The 22517-nt window shown below is 56.0% G+C and carries 21 protein-coding genes; 6 read left to right on the top strand and 15 right to left on the bottom strand.

From position 1 onward, the window contains the following. The 14 genes from rfbA to OEZ10_06600 all read right to left on the bottom strand — a co-directional run. Positions 1-650 (bottom strand): glucose-1-phosphate thymidylyltransferase RfbA (rfbA, locus tag OEZ10_06665; protein MDH5632665.1); only part of this gene is annotated, 650 nt, incomplete at its 3' end. Beyond that, on the bottom strand, positions 651-1715 hold the full coding sequence (gene rfbB / locus OEZ10_06660) for a dTDP-glucose 4,6-dehydratase (GenBank protein ID MDH5632664.1): 1065 nt from the start codon (positions 1713-1715) through the stop codon (positions 651-653). 98 nt (positions 1716-1813) lie between these two features. Then, positions 1814-2815 (bottom strand): GDP-L-fucose synthase, encoded by a 1002-nt coding sequence (locus OEZ10_06655; GenBank protein MDH5632663.1) that lies wholly within the window; start codon positions 2813-2815, stop codon positions 1814-1816. Then, positions 2808-3893, bottom strand: a complete 1086-nt coding sequence (gene gmd / locus OEZ10_06650) for a GDP-mannose 4,6-dehydratase (protein ID MDH5632662.1) — start codon at positions 3891-3893, stop codon at positions 2808-2810. Before gmd ends, OEZ10_06655 begins: the two co-directional genes overlap by 8 nt. A gap of 74 nt (positions 3894-3967) precedes the next feature. Then, entirely contained in the window at positions 3968-5404 is a 1437-nt protein-coding gene (locus tag OEZ10_06645; protein MDH5632661.1) for a mannose-1-phosphate guanylyltransferase/mannose-6-phosphate isomerase, read from the bottom strand. A gap of 87 nt (positions 5405-5491) precedes the next feature. Then, positions 5492-6616: a UDP-N-acetylglucosamine 2-epimerase (non-hydrolyzing) gene (gene wecB, locus OEZ10_06640; GenBank protein ID MDH5632660.1), complete on the bottom strand. Its 1125-nt coding sequence runs from the start codon at positions 6614-6616 to the stop codon at positions 5492-5494. Next, positions 6609-7619: a polysaccharide biosynthesis protein gene (locus OEZ10_06635; protein MDH5632659.1), complete on the bottom strand. Its 1011-nt coding sequence runs from the start codon at positions 7617-7619 to the stop codon at positions 6609-6611. Before OEZ10_06635 ends, wecB begins: the two co-directional genes overlap by 8 nt. Beyond that, positions 7612-8493, bottom strand: coding sequence for an SDR family oxidoreductase (locus tag OEZ10_06630; GenBank protein MDH5632658.1), 882 nt, complete (start codon positions 8491-8493; stop codon positions 7612-7614). Before OEZ10_06630 ends, OEZ10_06635 begins: the two co-directional genes overlap by 8 nt. Beyond that, entirely contained in the window at positions 8490-9725 is a 1236-nt protein-coding gene (locus OEZ10_06625) for a glycosyltransferase family 4 protein (GenBank protein MDH5632657.1), read from the bottom strand. The genes OEZ10_06630 and OEZ10_06625 overlap by 4 nt, the downstream gene beginning before the upstream one ends. Next, positions 9722-10735: a glycosyltransferase gene (locus tag OEZ10_06620; protein MDH5632656.1), complete on the bottom strand. Its 1014-nt coding sequence runs from the start codon at positions 10733-10735 to the stop codon at positions 9722-9724. Before OEZ10_06620 ends, OEZ10_06625 begins: the two co-directional genes overlap by 4 nt. Positions 10736-10795: 60 nt before the next feature. After that, complete coding sequence (locus tag OEZ10_06615) at positions 10796-11167, bottom strand: hypothetical protein (protein ID MDH5632655.1); 372 nt, start codon at positions 11165-11167, stop codon at positions 10796-10798. Positions 11168-11202: 35 nt separating this feature from the next. Next, the gene (locus OEZ10_06610; GenBank protein ID MDH5632654.1) at positions 11203-12399 is read right to left on the bottom strand and encodes a glycosyltransferase; all 1197 of its coding nucleotides are present in this window, start codon (positions 12397-12399) and stop codon (positions 11203-11205) included. A gap of 99 nt (positions 12400-12498) precedes the next feature. Further along, complete coding sequence (locus OEZ10_06605; GenBank protein ID MDH5632653.1) at positions 12499-13935, bottom strand: flippase; 1437 nt, start codon at positions 13933-13935, stop codon at positions 12499-12501. 299 nt (positions 13936-14234) lie between these two features. Next, a complete protein-coding gene (locus OEZ10_06600) occupies positions 14235-14567 on the bottom strand; it encodes a metalloregulator ArsR/SmtB family transcription factor (protein ID MDH5632652.1) in 333 nt (110 codons plus the stop codon). 229 nt (positions 14568-14796) lie between these two features. Between OEZ10_06600 and gpmI the strand changes: the two genes are divergently transcribed. From gpmI to OEZ10_06570, 6 genes are all read left to right on the top strand, one after another. Then, entirely contained in the window at positions 14797-16356 is a 1560-nt protein-coding gene (gene gpmI, locus OEZ10_06595; GenBank protein MDH5632651.1) for a 2,3-bisphosphoglycerate-independent phosphoglycerate mutase, read from the top strand. Between the two features lie 68 nt (positions 16357-16424). Continuing rightward, complete coding sequence (locus tag OEZ10_06590; protein ID MDH5632650.1) at positions 16425-17579, top strand: peptidoglycan DD-metalloendopeptidase family protein; 1155 nt, start codon at positions 16425-16427, stop codon at positions 17577-17579. A 31-nt stretch (positions 17580-17610) separates the two neighbouring features. After that, positions 17611-18921, top strand: coding sequence for a S41 family peptidase (locus tag OEZ10_06585; protein MDH5632649.1), 1311 nt, complete (start codon positions 17611-17613; stop codon positions 18919-18921). Then, the gene (locus OEZ10_06580; protein ID MDH5632648.1) at positions 18902-19771 is read left to right on the top strand and encodes a divergent polysaccharide deacetylase family protein; all 870 of its coding nucleotides are present in this window, start codon (positions 18902-18904) and stop codon (positions 19769-19771) included. The genes OEZ10_06585 and OEZ10_06580 overlap by 20 nt, the downstream gene beginning before the upstream one ends. Continuing rightward, positions 19699-20247 carry a DJ-1/PfpI family protein gene (locus tag OEZ10_06575; GenBank protein MDH5632647.1) on the top strand — a complete coding sequence of 183 codons (549 nt, stop codon included), beginning with the start codon at positions 19699-19701 and terminating at the stop codon, positions 20245-20247. The genes OEZ10_06580 and OEZ10_06575 overlap by 73 nt, the downstream gene beginning before the upstream one ends. A gap of 62 nt (positions 20248-20309) precedes the next feature. Then, positions 20310-20783 (top strand): GNAT family N-acetyltransferase, encoded by a 474-nt coding sequence (locus tag OEZ10_06570; GenBank protein MDH5632646.1) that lies wholly within the window; start codon positions 20310-20312, stop codon positions 20781-20783. 54 nt (positions 20784-20837) lie between these two features. Here the strand turns inward: OEZ10_06570 and OEZ10_06565 are convergent, their stop codons facing one another. After that, entirely contained in the window at positions 20838-22505 is a 1668-nt protein-coding gene (locus tag OEZ10_06565; protein MDH5632645.1) for a protein kinase, read from the bottom strand. Positions 22506-22517 lie beyond the last annotated feature (12 nt).

The raw sequence follows: 22517 nt of genomic DNA, 5'->3' as shown, positions 1-22517 counted from the left end.
CGACCCATGATCTCGACACTGAGTTGGCCCTGCTCCATGTAAATACGGTTTACATCGGTGATTTCCAGCTCGCCGCGCGCCGATGGCTTGATGGAAGCGGCAATATCGACCACCTGGTTGTCATAGAAATACAGGCCGGTGACTGCGTAACGGGATTTGGGTTGCGCCGGTTTTTCTTCAAGACTGATGGCGGTGCCACTCTTGTCAAACTCGACCACGCCATAGCGTTCGGGATCAAGCACCGGGTAGGCAAACACGGTTGCACCACTTGCCTTGTTGGCGGCGTTTTTCAGGCTCTTCTGGAAATCATGGCCATAGAAAATATTGTCACCCAGCACCAGCGCGCAGCTGTCATTGCCGACAAAGTCACGACCAAGAATAAATGCCTGTGCCAGTCCATCGGGGCTGGGCTGGACAACATAGCTCAGGCTGATACCCCATTGACTGCCGTCACCCAGCAACTGCGGGTAGCGCGGTGTATCCTGCGGTGTCGAGATCACCAGGATCTCGCGAATACCGGACAACATCAGCGTGCTCAGCGGGTAATACACCATGGGCTTGTCATAAACGGGCAACAACTGCTTGGATACTGCCAGTGTTGCCGGGTGCAAACGTGTGCCGGAACCGCCGGCAAGAATAATACCTTTCATTTACTTGCCTCCCAGTCCCAGTCGTTCGCCACGATAGCTGCCATCCTGGACGCGTTGACACCATTCGCTGTTATCCAGGTACCACTGGATGGTTTTGCGGATACCGGTTTCAAAGGTTTCCTCCGGCATCCAGCCAAGCTCGTTCTTGATCTTGTCAGCATCAATAGCGTAGCGCTGATCATGGCCCGGTCGGTCGGCAACATGCGTAATCAGGTCTTCGTACTTGCTGATGTCACCGGGATGATCCGGCACCAGTTCATCCAGCAGGCGGCAAATGGTCTTGACCACTTCCAGGTTGGTTTTTTCATTATGACCGCCGATGTTGTAGGTCTCGCCGGGCTTGCCTTCGGTCATTACCTTGTAAAGTGCACGCGCATGATCGTCGACATAGAGCCAGTCTCGAACCTGGTCGCCCTTGCCATAAATGGGCAGCGCCTTGCCCTGCAGTGCATTCATTGTTACCAGCGGGATCAGTTTTTCCGGGAACTGGTACGGCCCGTAGTTGTTGGAACAGTTGGTAATGACGATGGGCATGCCATAGGTGGCATGCCAGGCGCGCACCAGGTGATCCGATGATGCCTTGCTGGCGGAATACGGTGAATTGGGTTCGTAACGGTTTTGTTCGGTGAACAGGCCGGTGGCGCCGAGGCTGCCATAGACCTCGTCAGTGGAAACATGATGAAACCGGAACGCCCTGGCCGTAGCATTATCAAGCGATGCCGTGTACTTGCGCGCCGCTTCCAGCAAGGTATAGGTGCCGACGATATTGGTGTTGATAAACTCGGCCGGTCCGTCTATGGAACGATCCACGTGTGACTCGGCGGCCAGGTGCATGATGGCATCGGGTTGATATTGATCAAAGATGCGTGCCACCTCGGCAGCATCACAAATATCGGCATGCTCGAAATGATAGCGCTCGCTGCCTGATACATCGGCAAGTGATTCCAGGTTGCCGGCGTAAGTCAGCTTGTCGAGATTGATGACTTCATCGGAAGTATTGTTGATGATGTGGCGAATAACTGCTGTACCGATAAAGCCGGCGCCGCCTGTGACAATAACTTTCATTCCCTTCCCTTTATTTTTTGCTTTACGTTACAACCGTTAACAACATGCGATTGGCGGAATACTGCTATGCCGCGCCGGTTCTGTTCCGGCGCTTGTTGTTATGCTGTCGTCAGCCTCGGTTCTTCGGCTTCACAGAACCAATCATAAGACTGTTTCAATCCCTGCTCCAGCGAGGTCGGTGCGCGCCAGCCCATGGCGGCGAGACGCGAGACATCGAGCAGCTTTCTCGGTGCACCATCAGGCTTGTCGGCATCAAAAACAATATCACCGGAAAATCCGACGACCGTCTGAATGGTTTGCGCCAACTGGCGAATCGTTACATCTTCACCCGTGCCAACGTTGATATGTGAGCACATGGGTTCGGTATTGGCATCATAGGCCGGCTTGTCGAGGCCGAGCACAAACAGCGAGGCATCGGCCATGTCATCCACGTACAGGAATTCCCGCATGGCGTTGCCGGTGCCCCAGACCTGGACACTGGCACTGTTGTTGACCCTGGCTTCGTGGAACTTGCGGATCAATGCCGGGATGACGTGTGAATTCATCAGGTCAAAGTTATCACCGGGGCCATACAGGTTGGTGGGCATGACACTGCGGTAATCGGTGCCATATTGGCGATTGTAGGATTCACACAGCTTGATGCCGGCAATCTTGGCCAGTGCATAGGGTTCGTTGGTGGGCTCCAGCGTGCCGGTGAGCAAGGCGCGTTCCTGCATGGGTTGTTCGGCCAGGCGCGGATAAATACACGATGAGCCCAGGAACAATAATCTTTCTACACCCGCTTGCCAGGCACTGTTGATGACATTGGCTTCAATCATCAGGTTCTGGTAGATGAACTCGGCAGGGTAGGTGTTGTTCGCATGTATACCGCCCACCTTGGCCGCGGCCAGGATTACATGGTCGGGCTTTTCCGCGGCAAGAAAGTCGCTCACCGCCTGCTGGCTGGTGAGATCCAGCTGCGCGTGGGTGCGCGTAATAATATGCTCATCATCAAAGCCGAGGCTTTTCAGGCGCCGGACAATGGCACTGCCGACCAGGCCACGATGGCCGGCAACATAAATACGTTGTGAGGGGTTGAGCGCGGGCGCCGGGTTACTCATGACGATTCAATACCTCGTGGCCCTCGCGCTTCAGCAGTGCATCGCGTTCGGCTTCCTTGAGATCACTGGCGGCCATTTCCTGAACCAGCTCGGCGAAGCTGGTCTTCGGCGCCCAACCCAGTTTCTCCCGCGCCTTGGTGGCATCCCCCAGCAGGGTTTCCACCTCGGTGGGCCGGAAGTAACGCGGGTCAACGGCGACAATACAGTTGCCGTTTTCATCATAACCTTTTTCATCCACGCCACTGCCTTCCCAGCGCACCTTCATGCCCAGCTCTTCAGCAGCAATGTTGACAAAGTCACGTACCGAGTACTGCACGCCGGTGGCAATGGCAAAATCTTCCGGTTCATCCTGTTGCAACATCAGCCATTGCATTTCCACGTAGTCGCGGGCATGACCCCAGTCACGCTTGGCATCGAGGTTGCCGAGATACAGGCAGTCCTGCATGCCCAGCTTGATGCGTGCCAGCGCCCGGGTAATCTTGCGGGTGACAAAGGTTTCACCGCGAACCGGTGATTCGTGGTTAAACAGGATACCGTTACAGGCGTAGATGCCATAGGCCTCGCGGTAGTTAACCACGATCCAGTATGCATAGAGCTTGGCCACCGCGTAGGGTGAGCGCGGGTAAAACGGCGTGGTTTCCTTTTGCGGAATTTCCTGCACCTTGCCAAACAACTCCGAGGTGGATGCCTGGTAGAACCGGGTTTTCTTTTCCAGCCCGAGAATACGAATGGCTTCCAGCAGGCGCAGGGTACCGAGCGCATCAGAGTTGGCCGTGTATTCGGGCTCTTCAAAGGATACGGCCACATGGGATTGCGCCGCGAGATTATACAACTCGTCCGGCTGCACTTCCTGGATAATGCGGACAAGACTGCTGGAATCGGTCAGGTCGCCGTGATGCAGGATGAAGCGGCGTTGCTTTTCGTGCGGGTCCTGGTAAAGGTGATCAATACGGTCGGTATTAAAAAGTGACGACCGGCGCTTGATGCCGTGAACTTCGTACCCCTTGTCCAGCAGCAGTTCTGCCAGGTAGGCGCCATCCTGACCGGTAATGCCGGTGATAAGTGCTTTTTTTGTCATAGTGATATGCCTTGCCGACTACTCCGGCCCAGTTCCTTGTTTACAAAAAATATGATCCCGGGGAAACAGCAGGATTATTTAACCGCTTCTTTTTCCCGACCGTATATGTCTTCCAGGCGGATAATATCATCCTCACCGACATAGTCACCGGATTGCACCTCGATCATGGACAAGGGCTGATCGGTGCGGTTCTCCAGCCGGTGCTGGGTGTTGACCGGAATATAGGTGGATTCATCCACGTTCAGGTCGAACGTCCGGTCGCCGCAAGTGACCGTAGCCACACCGCTGACCACCACCCAGTGCTCGGCTCGCTGCCGGTGCATTTGCAGCGACAGGCTGGCGCCCGGCCTGACAATAATATGTTTGACCTTGAAACGATCGCCTTCATCCAGGCACTCGTAGCTGCCCCAGGGCCGGAACACTTTCTGGTGCAGATGCGCTTCTTCGCGGCCACTGGTCTTTAACTGGCTGACGATTTCCTTGACGTCCTGCACCTTGTCCTTGTGTGCCACCAACACGGCATCACTGGTCTCTACAATGACATGGTCACTGATACCGACAGCGGCGATCATGCGGTTGGTGGCGTGCAGGTAGGAATTCTGTACATCGACGGTTTGCACATCGCCGATGCTGACGTTGCCGGACGCATCCTTTTTACCCATATCCCACAGGGCGCTCCAGGAACCGACATCATCCCAGCCGGCGTCCAGCGGCACCACGGCGGCGCGCGTGGTTTTTTCCATCAACGCGTAGTCGATGGAATCGGACGGCACCTTGCCGAAATCTTCATCGTCCAGCCAGACAAAATCATGCTCTTCGCGCTTGCTGACAAACGCTGCCTGGCAGGCAGACAGGATCGCCGGCGAATGCTGCTGCATTTCTTCGATCACGCGATCGGCGCGGAACAGGAACATGCCGCTGTTCCACAGGTAATCACCCGAGTTCACATACTCGCGCGCGGTGTCGAGATCCGGTTTTTCCACAAACCGGCCAACGCGGTAACCGGCTTCATCGAGCGCATCACCCTTGAGAATATAGCCATAGCCCGTATGCGGCTGGCTTGGCACCACGCCAAAGGTCACCAGTTCACCCGCTGCGGCCAGCCGGGCGCCTGCCTGTACTGCCTGGTGGAATGCGCCAAGATCACGAATCACGTGGTCGGCCGGAAGAATCAGCATTAACGCGTCGGCACCATGACTGGCCTGGAGCTCAAGTGCGGCGATAGCGGTTGCCGGCGCGGTATTGCGGCCCATGGGCTCAAGATAAATACGGCTGCCTTCTATGCCCTGCTCCAGCAATTGTTCTGCCACCAGGAACCGGTGCCGGGCATTGCAGATGACCATGGGCACTGCCAGCTCGGCCATGCCGTCCAGGCGTGTCGCGGTTTGCTGCAGCATGGTCTGGCTGTTGCCGGTCAGCGACAACAACTGCTTGGGATACAGCTCACGGGACAGTGGCCACAGGCGACTGCCGGAACCACCGGACAGGATAACAGGAACAATTACAGCCATGGATATCTATGCTCTATATACGTCAGGCCCGAGTATAGCGGCTTGCATCCCGGCACTCCACGATGGCTTAACCGGAAACAAACCGGTCTAGTGCTTGTGCCAGACCGTGCGATTGACATGGTCGATATTGCTCAGCACCGCTTTCAGGACTTTCTTTGATACAGACCGGCTCTGGTAATCCGCCACCGGGTCACTGTTCTGGGCCTGGGCAGTCATATCGATGGTTACACGCACGGCATCAAGAATCCGGTCTTTTTTCAGGCCGCTCATAATCAGCGTGCCGGCATCCGGCCCTTCCGGGCGTTCGTGCGCATTACGCACGTTGACGGCGGTCAGGCCCAGTAACGCAGTTTCCTCGGTAATGGTGCCGCTGTCGGACAACACGCAAAACGCCTGTTTCTGCAGCTGGATGTAATCACAGAAACCGAACGGCTTCATGAAACGGATCCTGTCACTGGCAAGCAGGCTGTCGAGCTGGTCCAGGCGTTTGCGTGTGCGCGGATGCGTGGACACAATAACCGGGAAATCATACTGCTCGGCCAGCGCATTGAGCGAATCCACCAGGTCACGCAGGTTGTGAGGTGAATCAACATTTTCCTCGCGATGCAGGCTGACCAGGAAATACCTTCCGGCCTCCAGGCCCATGGGCTCCAGCGGTCGCGCCTGGTCGATCTTGTCTTGGTAGTACTCCAGCACCTCGGTCATGTGTGAGCCGGTCTTGATAATTGTATTGGCGGCAATGCCTTCGGCTATCAGGTAGCGCCGCGCATGCTCGGTAAGCACGAAGTTGATATCTGCCAGGTGGTCCAGCACCTTGCGATTGATTTCTTCGGGCACGCGCTGGTCGAAACAGCGGTTGCCGGCTTCGAAATGAAACACGGGAATCTTGCGACGCTTGGCGGAGATGATCGACAGGCAGGAGTTGGTATCACCGTAGAGCAATACCGCGTCGGGTTGCTCCTGTTCCATTACCCGGTCGCTGGCGGCGATGACGTTGGCGATGGTTTCTGCCGCGGTTTTGCCATCGGCTTCAAGAAAGTGATCCGGCTTGCGGATACCCAGGTCATCGAAGAACACCTGGTTCAGTTCGTAATCATAATTCTGGCCGGTATGAACCAGCACGTGATCGGTATGCGTATCAAACTCGGCGATGACCCGGCTCATCTTGATGAGCTCGGGGCGCGTGCCGACGATAGTCATGACCTTAACCATTGAGTGCTTCCTGTATGATATCGAGGCTGAGCAGCAACTGCTTGACCTGCTCCACGTTCAGGCGCTCGGTATTGTGCGACGTGTAGTCGTCAAGGGTGGATACGGCTTTCTCGCCATCAGAGAAATACTTGTTGTAGTTCAGATCGCGGTTATCCGCCGGTACGCGGTAATAACGGCCCATGTCTTCTGCATGCGCCATTTCCTCGCGTGATACCAGTGATTCGTACAGTTTTTCGCCATGACGTGTGCCGATGACCTTGACACCATGCTTGCTGTCGAACAGTTCCACCATGGCCTGGGCCAGGTCACCGACTGTTGATGCCGGCGCTTTCTGCACAAAGATATCGCCCTGCTCGGCATGGGCGTAGGCGTGCAGCACCAGGTCAACGGAATCTTCAAGTGACATCAGGAACCGGGTCATGTCCGGGTCGGTAACGGTAAGCGGCTTGCCCTGCTGTATCTGTGAAATAAACAACGGGATTACCGAACCGCGTGACGCCATGACATTGCCGTAGCGCGTGGCACACATGACGGTCTCGGTGTTGGTAAACATGCGCGACTTGGCAACCATGAGTTTTTCCATCATTGCCTTCGACAGGCCCATGGCATTGATCGGGTACACGGCCTTGTCGGTACTCAGCACAATGACGCGCTTGACATCCTGCGCTACCGCGGCGTTCAGCACGTTCTCGGCACCCAGTATGTTGGTATTGACCGCTTCAAGCGGGTAGAACTCGCACGACGGTACCTGCTTCAGCGCGGCGGCATGGAATACATAATCGACGCCCTTCAGGGCCTGGTGAATACTGTCGTAGTTGCGCACATCACCGATGTAGAACTTGAGCTTGTCATGGTTCTTGCCGAGACGCATTTCTTCCTGCTTCTTTTCATCGCGGCTGAAGATGCGGATCTCGCGCACGTTGGTGGACAGGAACCGGTCCAGCACGGCGTTGCCGAAAGAACCGGTACCACCGGTAATCATTAAAACCTTGTCATCAAACATTGTTGCTCTCTTGCTTCATATAATAGGTATGCATCACCCTGACCAGCTCTTCCCAGGCCGGCGGCGTATAACCGGTTTCGCTGTTGAACCGGCTGGCATCCAGCGAGCGGTCAATGACCAGCTTGTCGTCAGGCCTGATATCGATAGTCTTGCCGTACTGCTTTGCCACCAGCGTGATCAGGTCGTGCTTGTTGATCGGTGCAGCGGCAACATGATACAGGCCGCTCATTTGCGGGCGCGGGATTACCACGTCACGAATCACCTGCGCCAGCACCACGGTTGGCAAGCCGGAAAATATCGCCCGGGTAAACCCCTTGCACGATCCTTGCTGTGACAGGAACCAGCCGACCAGGCCGTTACTGCCGCCACCCAGCTCGTGACCGATGATGGACGTGCGCAGCGTAATGCTGTGATCGTATTTCACTTCACCGAGATACTTGGATACGCCGTATAAATCCGTGCTGTCGGATTTGTCGTCCTCAGTATAGCCGCCTTTTTCGCCGGTAAAGACGCAATCGGTGCTCATGTGAATCATGCGCGCACCGGCCAGTTTCGCCAGTTTCGCCAGCCGATGTGGCAGCAGGCTGTTAATGGGGATTGCTGACAACGGGTCATTGGCGTGGGCCAGTTGCTTGATCAGGCCGACGCAGTTGATGATGATGTCCGGCTTCACCTCGGCGAAGACATTGACCAGGCTGTCGTGGTTTTCCACGTCGACGCCGGTGATCAGTTTTGCGGCAATGGCCTCGGGGAAATATTTCTTCGCCGCGCCGGAGCGCACGCTGCCATACACATCCAGGTCCGCGGATTCGCTCAATACGCGCATGACGGCATTACCGAGCATGCCGCTGGCGCCAAATACCAATACCTTCATTGATTGTGCTCCCGGTCCCGGTTCATGGCCTGCTGACAGAGAGTAACCAGTTCCTGCATTAAATGCTCCCGACCAAAGTGGGTTTCGTAATACTGACGGCCATTTTGCCCCAGCTGCCGGCGCTGCCCGGCGTCCGTGGCATGAAGCCGGCGAATGGCCTGCGCCAGCGCGGCGCCATCACCTGCCGGAACCGCCAGCCCGCAATCGGCTTCCTCGACGATGCGCGCGCCCTCGCCATCAATACTGACCACGACCGGCCTGGCCATGGCCATGTAGGACTGGATTTTACTGGGAATTGTCAGGGCAAAGATAGGCTGCTTGTTGAGTGTTGCCAACAGTACGTCGGCATGGGCCAGCAATCCGGGCACCTGCTCCAGCGGAAAACTGCCCGGAAACACCAGGTTGGTCAAGCCGCGCTGCTGCGCCTGCTGCTCCATCCATGCACGCTTGCTGCCGTCACCTATCATCACCAGGCGTATTTCGGGCGTATCGGCCAGTGCCGCGGCCGCCTCGACAATCACGTCCGGCGCCTGCGCCGAGCCGATATTGCCGGCAAAGACGACGCGGAATCCGTCGGCCATTGGCGCCGGGCACGGCCCCGGCTGGTGCTCGGGCGTATCGAACACCTGGTCTACCGAGTTGGGGTAATAGCGGATGACCGCGTCGGGCATGAGCTGCCGGATCGATGGCTCAAACGCATGCGACTGCACCAACAACATGTCGGCGTGACGGTAAATAAAACGCACCACCTTTCTGACCAGTGACATGACCAGCGAGTTATTCACGTGACCGGTGGCGGTGAGACTTTCCGGCCACAGGTCCTGCACCCAGATCAACAGCGGCGCGCGCTTGATCCAGCTGACGAATATGGCGGGAATGGCTTTCAGCAGCGGTGAGTTGGCGAACACCAGCACGCAATCATGGCGACGACCACGCAACGCCCAGGGCCCGAGCAACAGGCCCGACACCACGAACGACAGGTAGTTGATGATCAGGCGTATGGCATTGGCGCGACCGCGCGCGGCCAGCGGCAGGCGAAAGATATTCACGCCCTGCCACTGTTCACGATTGATACCGAAGAAACCGTAACCCTGGTAATACCTGCCTTCAGGGTAATTGGGCTTGCCGGTGAGCACATCGACTTCATGGCCGCGCGCAGCCAGTGTCCGGGCGATATCATTAATCAGAAAACGTTCCGGGTGAAAGTACTGGCTTACGATCAGCAGTTTCAATGCGTTCTCACCTCGCGGAAGAACGCCGCTGCCGTATGAATAACCAGCGGTTGCCCGGCGACAGCCATGTGCCTGCGCACGGCGCGGGCGATGGAAACCGGTGAACACGGATCAAAGCTCTGTACCGGCTCGGCAACATCGCGGACGTAATCCAGCTCGGAAGCGATAATGGGCAGATCGAAAGCCTGCGCTTCCACCAGCGGCAGGCCGAAGGATTCGGACAATGACGGGTATACCAGCGCACCGGCACTGGCGTACAACTGCAACACTTCATCATGACTGAGCGAGCCGCAGTTAATGATGTTGGCTTTGTATTCGGTTCGCGCTGATTCGATTTGTTCGATCAGCTGCGTTTTGCTTTCATCGACGGTCAGCAGCAATGACGGAAACAGCCCTTGTTGCGCCAGCAGTACCCAGGCATCAATCAAACGTACATGGTTCTTGTGCGGTTCGGCGCTGGCTATATAGATATAGTCAGGCCCGGTTTTGGCTGTTGCTGACGGCTTGCTGATATCGCCAATGAAGGGCGCAACCTTGATGGCAACCTGGCCGCCATGCCAGCCTTGCAGGTCCCGGGCCATGGAAGGAGTCTGCACCACGTAACGATCGACATTGCCGCGGAACCAGCGGCACCACAGTCTTTCCACGGTGAGGCGAAACCGTACAAACGCACTGAAGCCGGCGAGGCTGCCGCGACCCAGCAGGATGCGGTTTTGCACAAACACCACGATCGTGCCCGGCAACCGCGTTAACGGTGGCATGCCATGAAAACACAACACCGTATCGCCCGGCTCGACTTCAGCGCGCAACCGGCCTTCAGCAGCCAGGCGGGCGAGAATAGATGGCGCCACCCAGGACACGGTGATATGTGCCGGAATCCCGACCCGACCACGCACGCGTTCATCCAGCTGCAGGAAACGACAATCTTCCGGCAATGCCGCCAGCAGGTCGCGCAGCAGGCGCAGGCCGCCACCGACATGAACATTGGGTGCGTGGATCAACAGGGCCATTATGTCAAAGCTCTCCCTTTACAATTGCCGGTGTTCGCCGAATGCATGCTGAGTCACTGCTCAGGAAACTGTTAATGGCCTGGCCCTGGCAACAACTTCCTCGCCAATGCCCGGGCGCAACCTGAATACAATCGAAACAACAAAAACTATGGCAGGCAACAGCGCGAAACCGGCCATCCTGACCAGGGCCTGGTAAACCCTGTGCGCCAGGCCGACAGGTGTATCGCTGTAACTATGCGTTGAATACCGTGTATACGCTTCCCGTATTGCTGCCGCACCCGGCAAAGGTGGAACAAACTCGTGTTTGCACTCTTGGCTTTGGCAGCGATAGATATCTACGCGAAGGTCCGAACCATAGAGGTCATCGGTGAGCACTTCGTACCCGAGGATTGATTCGCTGTCACCAATCGGGCAATGAACGGTATTATTCAAAAACTGCTCCAATGCGCTTTTTGTTATGACTAAAGTCAGTCTTTCAGGTTGTCATCCCAGCCAATACCACGTTCGACAATAATCTCTTCAAGCCGACTCATGGCTGCCTGGATATCCGGGATGTCACTGACAAAGAATCTTCCGGCGCTCACTGACGGTTTCATCAGGCGCCGGGCCAAGGCAAATATTTTCAGTGCAAGTGATTCGATGCTGTACCGGGCAACCTGTATCAACATCAACACCAGGCTCGTGTTCCTGCCTTGTGAGCAGGACTTTATGGATTTATAAATCTCGCCGGCGTAACTGCCGTGCGTGACAAGGCATAGCCCGTAAAGCCTGGCCAGGTTCATTTTTTCAGGCGATATATTGTTGGCGAGCAAGGTAGCATAGCCCGCTTGCGCCCATACTGTCTCGACACTGAAAAACCGGGGAATCTCGTCAGGCCATACAAGGTTCCGATATGGCTTGATGTGCGGATCATCTTCCAGCTTGCCCTTGTGCGTACCCATGGCGCTGCGACCGGTGTTGCTGCCCCCGGCGGCACCAGGCAGTGAAAACGGGAAATCAATTTCGACAAAGCGATCAACACGCAAGCCGATGGACAATGCGCCAGATATATCCGGGCTGACGCCGTGCAAATATGATCCTGTTTCCGCCTTGATGCGGATCAACACATCACGCGCGATAATGCCATGATACAGCTTGGTCAGACCTTCTGTGCCCTGAGTTGCATCGCCAAATGACCTGGTAACAGCCGCCTTCGAATCAATCCAGCGCCATTGGCCTGAATAATCGATAACATACATACGCGATGCATGGCGATTACCCAGCCGGGCGGTGCGAAAATCCGGCCAGGCATAGTTGGCGGAAATTTTGGGCACTACTGCATCGACCTGGTGCCGCTTTGCCCAGTGTGCCAATTCAACAATGGCAGATGACACGCCATCGTCGTCGCCAATTACGCAAACGTAATCTGCTGTTGCCAAATCCAGCGCCTGGCAATAGTTATCGGTCATGGACAATCGCGTTTCGCTGTGGCGATAAACAAACCTGTTGTCTGCGGCAAATTCGGAAACGGCGGCAGCCAGCTTTCCGTCGTCACTTGAATCATGAACAACCAGTTGCAAGTCATTACTTTTAATTGCCAGGATTCCCCTGATCGCGCTGATCGCATAGACACTTCGATTATGGGTAGCGACAACCACCGAGATTACCGGTTTTCCATCGTTCATTAGTTCAACCTGCCAATCATAAATTTTGTCTTCAACTGCGGCGCCAGCATGCCTGCCTGTAACAAAGCGTTGTGTTTGACCACCCGGCAAACCGGCATTCTACAGCCCCTTGCTGCGCAATGCCCGATATTCGACAGCACATAGCGCCATCGCTGCCAGGCTGAGCAACACCAGTGCCGCCAATTTCGCCACCAGGCCCTCCATAATCATCAGCAGTGACAGCCCCACCGCCACCAGCGACAGGCCAGCCGCGATAAAACGGATCACTTCCCTTATGCGCAAGCCGATGACCTGCGAGACCACCAGGAACATCAGAAAATTATCCACGACGATACGCGCCAACCATACGCCGGCGGCGCCCATCAATCCGTAGGCCTGTGAAAATATGTACAGCGACACGACAAAAACCGGGAACTGGACGGCATGAATCAGGGCGGTGTAGCGCGCCTGGCCGACTCCCTGGATATAAGTGAATGGTACCGTGGCCAGGCCATTTAAAATCGCGCCAACGCAAAACACGATCATAACCATGTAGCTCTGCCCGGCAAACTCGCTTGAGAGCCACAACGACAGGATCTCCCTCGAGAACAATGACAACATCATCGTAGGAACAAACATCATGCCGAAGATCAGGACGACGGATAACCGGAAGTCGCTGCTATTTTCCGATATATGCCGGTGACTTTTTTCCGAGAACAGCGGGAAGATGGCTGCCGTCAACGCGCCGGGGATAACCCACAACTTGGAAACCACTTCGTAGGGAGTTGCGTAGTAGGTGATGGCCGATACCGACACCACCATGCCGATAATCATCCGGTCTACGTAGCTCATTAACGGACCGAGAATATTGCTTACCGCGATCCAGCCGCCGGCAGTAGTCAGCCGCCGGGCCACCCCGGGCCGATATCGAGCACCGGAAGCGGGAATCGATACCAGGCCACGGCAATAGAAGGCGTGTGCGAAAAACGATGCAACGCGCCCAAGCGTTAAGGCGATGGCAATATCTTCCAGGCTGTTACTGATGTACAGGGTTACCACTACCGGGGCAACGAACGTGTACAGCCCCATTGGCAGACGAATCAAGTTGATAATGCCAAAACGATGTTTGGCCTCCAGGATTCCGCGCAACCCCGTGGTCAGCACGATAAAAGGCACCGCCAGTGCCATGGCATACACGGAGGCGACCACCTCATCCGGGTTCTCAATTCCGGCGAGCTTGCCGGTTATCCATCCGGCAGTCGCAGCCATCAGCAGCGCGGCAACTATCCCGATTAGCGCCATGATGCCGAGCCCGACAAAGACGAGTTCATCCGCAGCTTCGGAGTCATTTTTCGCCCAACTGACGCTTAGTTGTTGCGTCAGTGCGCGGCCAAGGCCTAGGTCAAATAAACCAAAATAACTCACCACCGCCCAGATGAGAGTCAACACGCCAAACTTTTCGGTACCGAGCGCGTCTAACAGCATCGGTATGGTGATCACTGCGGCAACCAGGGGCAAACCCAGTCCCAACATATTATAAAACGAGTTTCTAACCATTATTCGCGCATCTTTGCCCTGGTTGCATGTTGTTCCGGTCGACTACCTGCCAGGCGCAGCAGCAAGCTGAAGAACGGGAACGGCTCCGATTATAGCCGCCTGGCGCGGTGTTCCGAATTATCCATTTGTCTGGATGCTCGACACACCGGATATTTGTTGCACCAGGCTGCAGGCGCAACGCGCAGTGCAAACCCGAACCTGCGGCCAGGAACCAGTAAACTATAGCGACAAAAAGCCCGGGCGACGGGCTTGATCATGTTCGACGGAGATATTCCTGCCGCCAGAAACAACTGGCAGGATCAGATGCCTGCCGTGCAGAACGCCTCGCGCATGGAGCCGATCAGCTTGACGACCTTGGGATCGGCGATGCTGTAGAACACCTTGTTGGCGTCCTTGCGGGAATTGATGATGCCCTTGTCACGCAGGATCGACAGATGCTGGGAAATATTACTCTGCGAAGTGCCCACCTGATCGACCATGTCCTGAACACTGACTTCGTCGTTGGCGCCGAGAATACAGAGAATTTTCAGGCGCAACGGGTGGGCCATGGCTTTCATGGAGCGGGCGGCGTTATGAATATCGTCTTCGCTGGTAATGAGAATATCTTGTAGATTTTCTGCTGCAACGCTCATGGCTGCCTCCTTCTCCTGATTATTGGGACAGTGGTGTCGCGCCCCGTATTCTGTTCGTGGATCAGCGCTCCTGGAGGTGCACCGATACCCACGCGGCTGGTGCAGGTTTTCAAATACGCTTTTTGTTGTTCATTGGCGTATTGCCTGCTGCCTTTATAATCGAAACATTATACAATTATATTCATACGAATAAAGACCGAAATACTGAAGAAGGAAGCGCAAACGCCATATGGCTTTCACCCCTAAACCCTTACTTTTACTCATCTTTGACGGATGGGGTCACCGCACCGAAACCGAATACAATGCCATTGCCAACGCCCGGACTCCGAACTGGGATCGGCTCTGGAAGGATAATCCGCACACGTTTATCCAGGCTTCGGAAGCCGCGGTGGGCCTGCCATCCAGCCAGATGGGCAACTCGGAAGTCGGCCACCTGAACCTGGGCGCCGGCCGCGTGGTCTACCAGGAATACACCCGGATCAACCAGGCCATCAGCTCGGGCGACTTTTTCAATAATAAAACGCTCACTGCCGCCGTAGACCTCGCGATCAAGAACAAAAAAGCGGTTCACATCATGGGCCTGCTGTCCCCGGGCGGCGTCCACTCCCACGAGGATCATATCCAGGCCATGGCTGAATTGGCGGTCAAACGCGGCGCGCCGAAAATCTACCTGCACGCTTTCCTGGACGGCCGCGACACACCGCCCGAAAGCGCCATTACCTCCATCGCGCGCATGGAAGAAAAATTCACCGAACTCGGCAACGGCCGCTTCGCGTCCGTGATTGGTCGCCACTACGCCATGGACCGCGACCACCGTTGGCCGCGCATCCAGGCTGCCTACGAACTGTCGGCGTTGGGCAAGGCCCAGTACACCGCCCGTTCCGCCAGCGAAGCGCTGCACATGGCCTATAAACGTGGTGAAACCGACGAGTTCGTCAAGGCCACGGTACTGGTACCGGAAGGCTCCAAGGCCGTGCATATTCGCGACGGTGATGTGTTGATTTTCATGAATTTCCGTTCCGACCGGGCGAGACAAATGACCCGCCCCTACATCGAACCGGATTTCGACGATTTCGAACGCAAGGAATTCCCCAAGCTGGGTGCCTTTGTCAGCCTGACCGAGTACAACTCGGACTTTGATATCCCGGTCGCATTTCCACCGATGCGACTGCAGAACGTTTTTGGCGAATACCTGTCCAACCTGGGCAAACACCAGCTGCGCATCGCCGAAACCGAGAAATATGCCCACGTGACCTTCTTTTTTAACGGCGGTCGCGAGGAGCCCTACGAAGGCGAGGATCGCAAGCTGATCCCGTCGCCAACGGATGTGCGCACCTACAACCTGAAACCGGAAATGAATGCGCCGATGCTGACCGACGAACTGGTCAAATCCATAGACAGCGGCACCTACGACGCCATCATCTGCAACTTCGCCAACCCGGACATGGTCGGCCACACCGGCGATTTTGATGCCACGGTCAAGGCCATCGAAGCACTGGATATCTGCCTCGGCCGCGTTTACGACGCACTGAAAAAAGCCGGCGGCGAAATGCTGATTACCGCCGACCATGGCAACGCTGAACTGATGTTTGACGTCGAGACCGGCCAGCCACATACCGCTCACACCACCAACAAGGTGCCGTTCATGTACGTGGGGCGTGACGCAGAAATCGCTACCACCGGCTCGCTGGAAGACATATCCCCGACCATGCTCTACCTGATGAATCTGAAAATTCCCGCGGAAATGACCGGGCGACCGCTGGTTACCCTGCAGAACGGTGATTGCTGAGCGCGCCAATAGCAAGTGACGACGGCCCGGGCCGTCGTGGGTACTCAAGCCGGCGCTGACCGGGTACCATGAGAATCATGCTGCTGCGCCATATTGTCCTGCTTTCACTTGTCACACCGATTTTCAGTGTCAGCTTCGCCGATGAACAAACCGACAAGGCCGCCGAACTGACCAGGCTGCGCCAGCGCATTGAGGCACTGCAGCAGAACTTGCAGCAAAATCGCAGTCAGTACAGCCACGAGACACGAGAACAACGGCGCACCGAAAAAGAAATTGGCAACATTCGACGCCAGATACGCCTGACTGACCAGTCGCTGCAGAAAACCCGCAAAAAGATCGTCGACCTGCAACACGAACAGAAGCAGCTCGATGGCCAATTGCAGCAACACAAGGACAGGTTGGCACAACAGATCCGCTCGGCTTACCTGTCCGGGCGCCAGCCGACCATCAAGCTGCTGCTCAACCAATCGCGGCCGGAGACATTGACCCGGGTCATGACCTATAACCGTTACTTCAGCGAGTCGCGGCAACAGCAAATCGGTGCCGTCAATGTACAACTGACGCGCCTGGATCGGACCACATCCGCTATCCAGGACAAGCAAATACAGCTCAACACCCTGAAAAACCGGCAAATGGAACAAAACACCGCTCTGTCCGGCGCCCGCGAGCAGCGCAATATCGTGCTCGCCAGCCTGAAGCGGGATATCAGTGGCCAGGAGCAAACACTTCAACGACTGCGCCGCAATGAACAGGAACTGGAATCGCTGCTACAGCAGCTGCAAGGCATCTTGTCCGATATCCCTGCCTCTCTGGGTGATAGTGCCCGATTTGCCAGCGCCCGGCAGAAAATGCGTCTACCCTTAAAGGGTCGACCGGATTCTCGCTTTGGCGAATCCAAGGGCGCGGGCGATTTACGCTGGAAAGGTGTGTTTATTCAGGCGCGCACGGGTACGCCCGTGCAAGCCCCGTTTCGCGGCCGCGTTGCCTACGCGGACTGGTTGCGTGGTTTTGGGCTGCTCTTGATACTGGAACATGGTGACGGCTATATGACATTATACGGCCACAACGAGAGCCTCTTTAAAGGGGTCGGCGACTGGGTGGAGGCCAACGAGACCATTGCTGTCAGCGGCAACACCGGCAACCCTCCCCGCCCCGGACTATATTTTGAAATCCGATATAACGGAAAGCCACAAGACCCGATGCGTTGGTGCAAACTACACTGACGGGGAAGGCGTTTTGACGGAGTAACGAGGAATGGGAATGACCGCACGCTATGCACTTATCCTGATTACCGGTATCGCTATCGGTATCGGCGCCAGCCTGGATCACACGGCCCTGGCCAAGCGCAGCGAGAAAAAAATTGAACCGCTGCCACTGGAAGACCTGCGCACTTTTACCGAGGTGTTCAACCGCATCAAGAGTGATTACGTCGAGGATGTGGAGGACAAGCAGCTGCTGAAAAACGCGGTTCAGGGCATGCTCACCAATCTCGACCCACATTCTTCTTTCCTCGACCAGGAAAGCTACAAGGAAATGCGTATTGGCACCGAGGGTGAATTTGGCGGTCTCGGCATTGAGGTCACCATGGACGACGGTTTCGTCAAGGTGGTGTCCCCCATCGAGGATACGCCAGCAGAGCGCGCCGGCCTGAAAGCCGGTGACCTGATCATCAGACTCAACGACACCGCGGTGAAAGGCATGAGTCTTTCTGATGCGGTCAAACACATGCGCGGCAAGGTCGGAACCCGGATTACCCTGACCGTGGCTCGAGAAGGTGAAGGCAAACCGCTGGAATTCACCCTGGTTCGCGCCGTCATCAAGATTCAAAGTGTGAAGAGCCGCATGCTTGAACCCGGCTATGGTTATACCCGCGTGACCGCATTCCAGGCCAACTCTGCCAAGGCGCTGGTATCTGCAATCAGTAACCTTAAGAAGGAAGCCAAGGGTGATCTCAAGGGGCTGATCCTGGACTTGCGCAATAACCCCGGTGGCGTGCTGCCGGCCGCTGTCAGCATCAGTGATGCTTTCCTGAAATCCGGACTGATTGTCTATACCGAAGGCCGTGCCTCGGATTCCAAGTTGCGCTATAGCGCCACGCCTAACGATATTCTCAACGGCGCACCAATGGTTGTCCTGGTCAATGGCGGCTCAGCATCGGCATCGGAAATTGTGGCCGGGGCGCTGCAGGATCACAATCGCGCCATCATTCTTGGCACCAAGACCTTCGGTAAGGGCTCGGTCCAGACCATCCTGCCCATGAGTCGCGGTACCGCGCTGAAGCTGACCACGGCACGTTACTTCACGCCCAAGGGTCGCTCAATCCAGGCCACCGGCATTGTTCCCGACATTATCAGTGAACAGGCCACACTGACACGAACCGAAAACATCAAGCGCCTGAGTGAAGCTGATCTCAGCGGGCACCTGAGCAATGGCAATAACCCGGGGAAAGAAGGCACATCCAAAGACGGCAACAAGGATGCAAACAGCAACGCTGCCGATGAAGACTTCCAGCTTGGTGAAGCGCTCAACCTGTTAAAAGGTATCAATGTCTTCAAACAAGGCTAACTTCCTGATGACCCATCCATGGCGGCAATTCGTTGCCGCCATTTTTCTTTCCCTGGTTCCGGTAACCGGGTTCAGTGCCTCCATCAGCATAATCATCGACGACCTCGGGCACAGGCCCCGGGAAGGCGAGCGTGCAGCACGGCTGCCCGGACCGGTTGTATGTGCCGTCCTGCCCCATGGCATGCACAGCACCGCGCTCGCCGAGCTGGCACACAGGCAGGGCAAAGAAGTGATATTGCATCAGCCCATGGAGTCAACGCTGCAGGACAAGGACCCGGGGCCGGGTAAAATACTGGCTTCGATGCCGGACCTGGAAATTGCCATTACCCTCGCCTACAACCTGCAATCCGTGCCTCATGTCATGGGCATGAACAATCACATGGGAAGCGCGCTGACTACTGACGGCCGGGCCATGGCCGCGGTTATGGAAGCCATGCGTGGACACCAGGGCCTGGTATTTATTGACTCGGTAACCAGTCCACGCAGCGTTGCCGCAAGCGTTGCCAGGCGGTTTACCATTCCCACGCTTGAGCGCGACGTGTTTCTCGACAACACCGCCAGTCATGACGCCATCCAGCGCCAGTTTGATCAACTGCTTCGTATCGCCCGTCGTCGCGGCCATGCAATTGGCATCGGCCACCCCTACCCGGAAACCATGGACGTGCTGGAACGACGGCTGTCTACACTGGACAAGGAAGGCGTTACACTTGTCAGCCTGAAACAGATGCTGACCCTGACCAGGGCTACACAGACAAATACCACAGAGGAGCAACCCGCATGGCTACCGTCCTCGTCCCGCTTGCCGAAGGTTTCGAAGAACTCGAAGCCATCACTATCACCGACCTACTGACCCGTGCCGGGATCAAGGTTGTCACTGCCGGGCTGGTACCCGGCCTGGTGAAAGCCAGTCGTGGCGCACAGCTGCAACCGTCCATGACACTCGATGAGGCGCTGGCATTTGAATACGATATGCTGGTATTGCCGGGCGGCCAACCCGGCGCAACCCACCTTGAAAAGGATCCACGCATAACCGGGCTGGTACAGTCCATGGCTGCCGATGACAAATATGTGTCCGCCATTTGCGCGGCGCCCAAAGTGCTGGCCAGCGCCGGTATACTGACCAATAACAAGGTTACCTGCTATCCAGGCACTTTCCAGACCGGGGATTTTGAATCCGTCACTGTCACTGGCACCGCCGTTGAAGAGGCCGGTAAAGTCATCACGTCGCGCGGACCGGGCACTGCCATGGACTTCGCGCTAACATTAATAGAGAAACTTGAAGGCCGGGATATTCGCGACAAGGTCGAAGCCGGTCTGGTACGCTGACCCCGCAACCGGGACAACTCGATAATTGATTACACACAGGAACTCACAAACGGTAATACGACATGACAGAAAAGAAAAAGAAAATCCGCATTCGCCCGCTAACTCCCGGTGACATAGAGGCAGTAATGTACCTGCACAAGGAACTGGGCTGGAACCCTGCATTCAAGGCCGACGGCAGTACGCTGCGACAACGCCTGCAGGAACTGATTACCGAGGAAAATGCATTACTTTTGGTCGCTGAAGTCAACAAGCGTGTTATCGGCTACATCCACGGCGAAACCATTACCTACCTGCTGTTTGCCGGCCGGGAAATGATGATCAGCGAAGTGTTCGTTGACGAGAATCATCGTGGCTCAGGCGTTGGCCAGGCGCTGATGACAGCCATCGAAGCCGAGGCCGCCCAGCAAAAATGTTTCCGCATTACTGTCATGAACGGTCGAGAACGCGAATCCTACAAGCGTGGATTCTACCCGTCTCTGGGCTACCAGGAGCGTGGACAAACCGCTGTGTTCAGCAAGCGCCTGGACTGGGGTTAAGCTGCTGACCGGGAACGGTGAATCACGGGATTCTGTGCCCGGGCATGCACATCCCTAGAACCCGCCGAAGTTGCGTCGCTTGGTCGGCTTTTCCTGCTTTTCAATATAAGCCTGGAGATCCAGCAACCGTGAATGCTGAGGCACAATAGCGAGCCCGCTGGCGATCAGGCTCTTGGCTCCACCGTAATCCTTCTTGTCAGTAAGGTCGGTTGCCAGGCGCAAGTAGGCATCGGCCACTCTTCGATCACCATCAGCGACTCTTGGGTCGCTCGGATTGATTCTCGCGGCCTTGCGAAATGACTCTCTCGCCTGCTCGATTCGACCTCCACTCAACCGATGTGGTGACAGGTAGTCATCAGCCTGACTGATCAATTGGTCGAGCTGGCGCACTTCGGCTTTTTTTGCATCTTCGCGCTGCTGCTTCAGAGCCAGTTGCTGTTCACGTTCCGCAGCCTGTTTCTGTTTGCGCTCATCATCCTGCTGGCGCCGATCATCGAGCTGCTGTTGGCGCAACTCCTCCTGCTTGCGCAAGTCGGCCAAGCGTTGTTTTTCTGCCTCGATTTCCGCCAGCGCTTTCTTGGTTTCTTCCGTCGCCTTGGGATCAATAACTTCGCGGGTAATGGTTGTCGTTTTTTCCACCGGCGCAACTGCCGCTACCGGCTGTGGTGTTACCGGTTTGATGAAATTAAGGTAGTAATAACCGGCACCACCAAGACCGGCCAGCAAAACAATACTGGCCACCCACTTCATTCCGCCACCGGCGGATTTGGCGCCGGCGGAAGGTGGTGGTGTAACCATGGTCCTGGCACTGACTGTCTTGCCGCCTACCTGGGTGGTGATCACCGTCGCACCAAGATCATCCTCGGTGATGGCCATATTCTGCGATGTCACTTCACCGGCCATATCACCCAGCTGCAATTCGAGCATTTCAACTGTCTTGACGATATCGGCGCCCGTTTGCCAACGGTCTTCAGGATCCTTGGCGATCATCTTGTCGAGCACGGTCTGGAACATGCTGTACTGACCCGGAAGACGAGGAATCGGGTCACGCAGGTGCTTGATACCAACCGACAGGGCCGAATCACCCTTGAACGGAACAACGCCGCAGAGCATCTCGAAAAAGACAATACCGAGACTGTACAGGTCAGAGCGACCGTCCAGGTCCTTGCCTTGCGCCTGTTCCGGACTCATGTAATGCGGTGTACCAATTACCGAGCCGGTTGCAGTCATGTGTGTATTGCTGTTACTGGCACGGGCAATACCAAAGTCGGATATAACTATGTCGCCAGTACTTTTGAACAGGACGTTCTCAGGCTTGATGTCACGATGTACATAACCCTTGTTGTGGGCAAAATCCAGCGCGGACGCCATTTGCTTGGTGATGCGCAAGACCTCGGAGAGTGCCAGGCCGGTCTTGATGCGGTCCTTGAGCTCGCCGCCCTCATGAAACTCCATGGCAATAAAATGATTATTGTCATGAACACCGACATCATATACGGCAACAATATTAGGATGGGAAAGCTGGGCAACAATTCGGGCTTCGCGCAGGAATCGCTCGCTGAATGTCGGGTCGGCACCCAATGCATGTAACATTACCTTGAGTGCGATCTTGCGTTCGACCGATTCCTGGATGGCGAGATAAACCACCGCCATGCCACCGCGTCCCAATTGGTTGATTATCCGGTATCCGGGAATCGTAATTTCGATATCCGCCTGTGCCATAAGAATCCTGCC

The organism is Gammaproteobacteria bacterium (genome assembly GCA_029880545.1).
GTDB lineage: Bacteria > Pseudomonadota > Gammaproteobacteria > Acidiferrobacterales > SZUA-150 > JAOUOD01.
This window is presented reverse-complemented; position numbering and strand designations above follow the sequence as displayed.

Bases quoted from the DNA above. Each gene is read 5' to 3' on its own strand.
- rfbB (MDH5632664.1), bottom strand. From the start codon at position 1,715: ATGAAAGTTATTGTCACAGGCGGCGCCGGCTTTATCGGTACAGCAGTT.
- OEZ10_06655 (MDH5632663.1), bottom strand. From the start codon at position 2,815: ATGAGTAACCCGGCGCCCGCGCTCAACCCCTCACAACGTATTTATGTT.
- gmd (MDH5632662.1), bottom strand. From the start codon at position 3,893: ATGACAAAAAAAGCACTTATCACCGGCATTACCGGTCAGGATGGCGCC.
- OEZ10_06645 (MDH5632661.1), bottom strand. From the start codon at position 5,404: ATGGCTGTAATTGTTCCTGTTATCCTGTCCGGTGGTTCCGGCAGTCGC.
- wecB (MDH5632660.1), bottom strand. From the start codon at position 6,616: ATGGTTAAGGTCATGACTATCGTCGGCACGCGCCCCGAGCTCATCAAG.
- OEZ10_06635 (MDH5632659.1), bottom strand. From the start codon at position 7,619: ATGTTTGATGACAAGGTTTTAATGATTACCGGTGGTACCGGTTCTTTC.
- OEZ10_06630 (MDH5632658.1), bottom strand. From the start codon at position 8,493: ATGAAGGTATTGGTATTTGGCGCCAGCGGCATGCTCGGTAATGCCGTC.
- OEZ10_06620 (MDH5632656.1), bottom strand. From the start codon at position 10,735: ATGGCCCTGTTGATCCACGCACCCAATGTTCATGTCGGTGGCGGCCTG.
- OEZ10_06610 (MDH5632654.1), bottom strand. From the start codon at position 12,399: ATGAACGATGGAAAACCGGTAATCTCGGTGGTTGTCGCTACCCATAAT.
- OEZ10_06605 (MDH5632653.1), bottom strand. From the start codon at position 13,935: ATGGTTAGAAACTCGTTTTATAATATGTTGGGACTGGGTTTGCCCCTG.
- OEZ10_06600 (MDH5632652.1), bottom strand. From the start codon at position 14,567: ATGAGCGTTGCAGCAGAAAATCTACAAGATATTCTCATTACCAGCGAA.
- gpmI (MDH5632651.1), top strand. From the start codon at position 14,797: ATGGCTTTCACCCCTAAACCCTTACTTTTACTCATCTTTGACGGATGG.
- OEZ10_06590 (MDH5632650.1), top strand. From the start codon at position 16,425: ATGAGAATCATGCTGCTGCGCCATATTGTCCTGCTTTCACTTGTCACA.
- OEZ10_06585 (MDH5632649.1), top strand. From the start codon at position 17,611: ATGGGAATGACCGCACGCTATGCACTTATCCTGATTACCGGTATCGCT.
- OEZ10_06580 (MDH5632648.1), top strand. From the start codon at position 18,902: ATGTCTTCAAACAAGGCTAACTTCCTGATGACCCATCCATGGCGGCAA.
- OEZ10_06575 (MDH5632647.1), top strand. From the start codon at position 19,699: ATGGCTACCGTCCTCGTCCCGCTTGCCGAAGGTTTCGAAGAACTCGAA.
- OEZ10_06570 (MDH5632646.1), top strand. From the start codon at position 20,310: ATGACAGAAAAGAAAAAGAAAATCCGCATTCGCCCGCTAACTCCCGGT.
- OEZ10_06565 (MDH5632645.1), bottom strand. From the start codon at position 22,505: ATGGCACAGGCGGATATCGAAATTACGATTCCCGGATACCGGATAATC.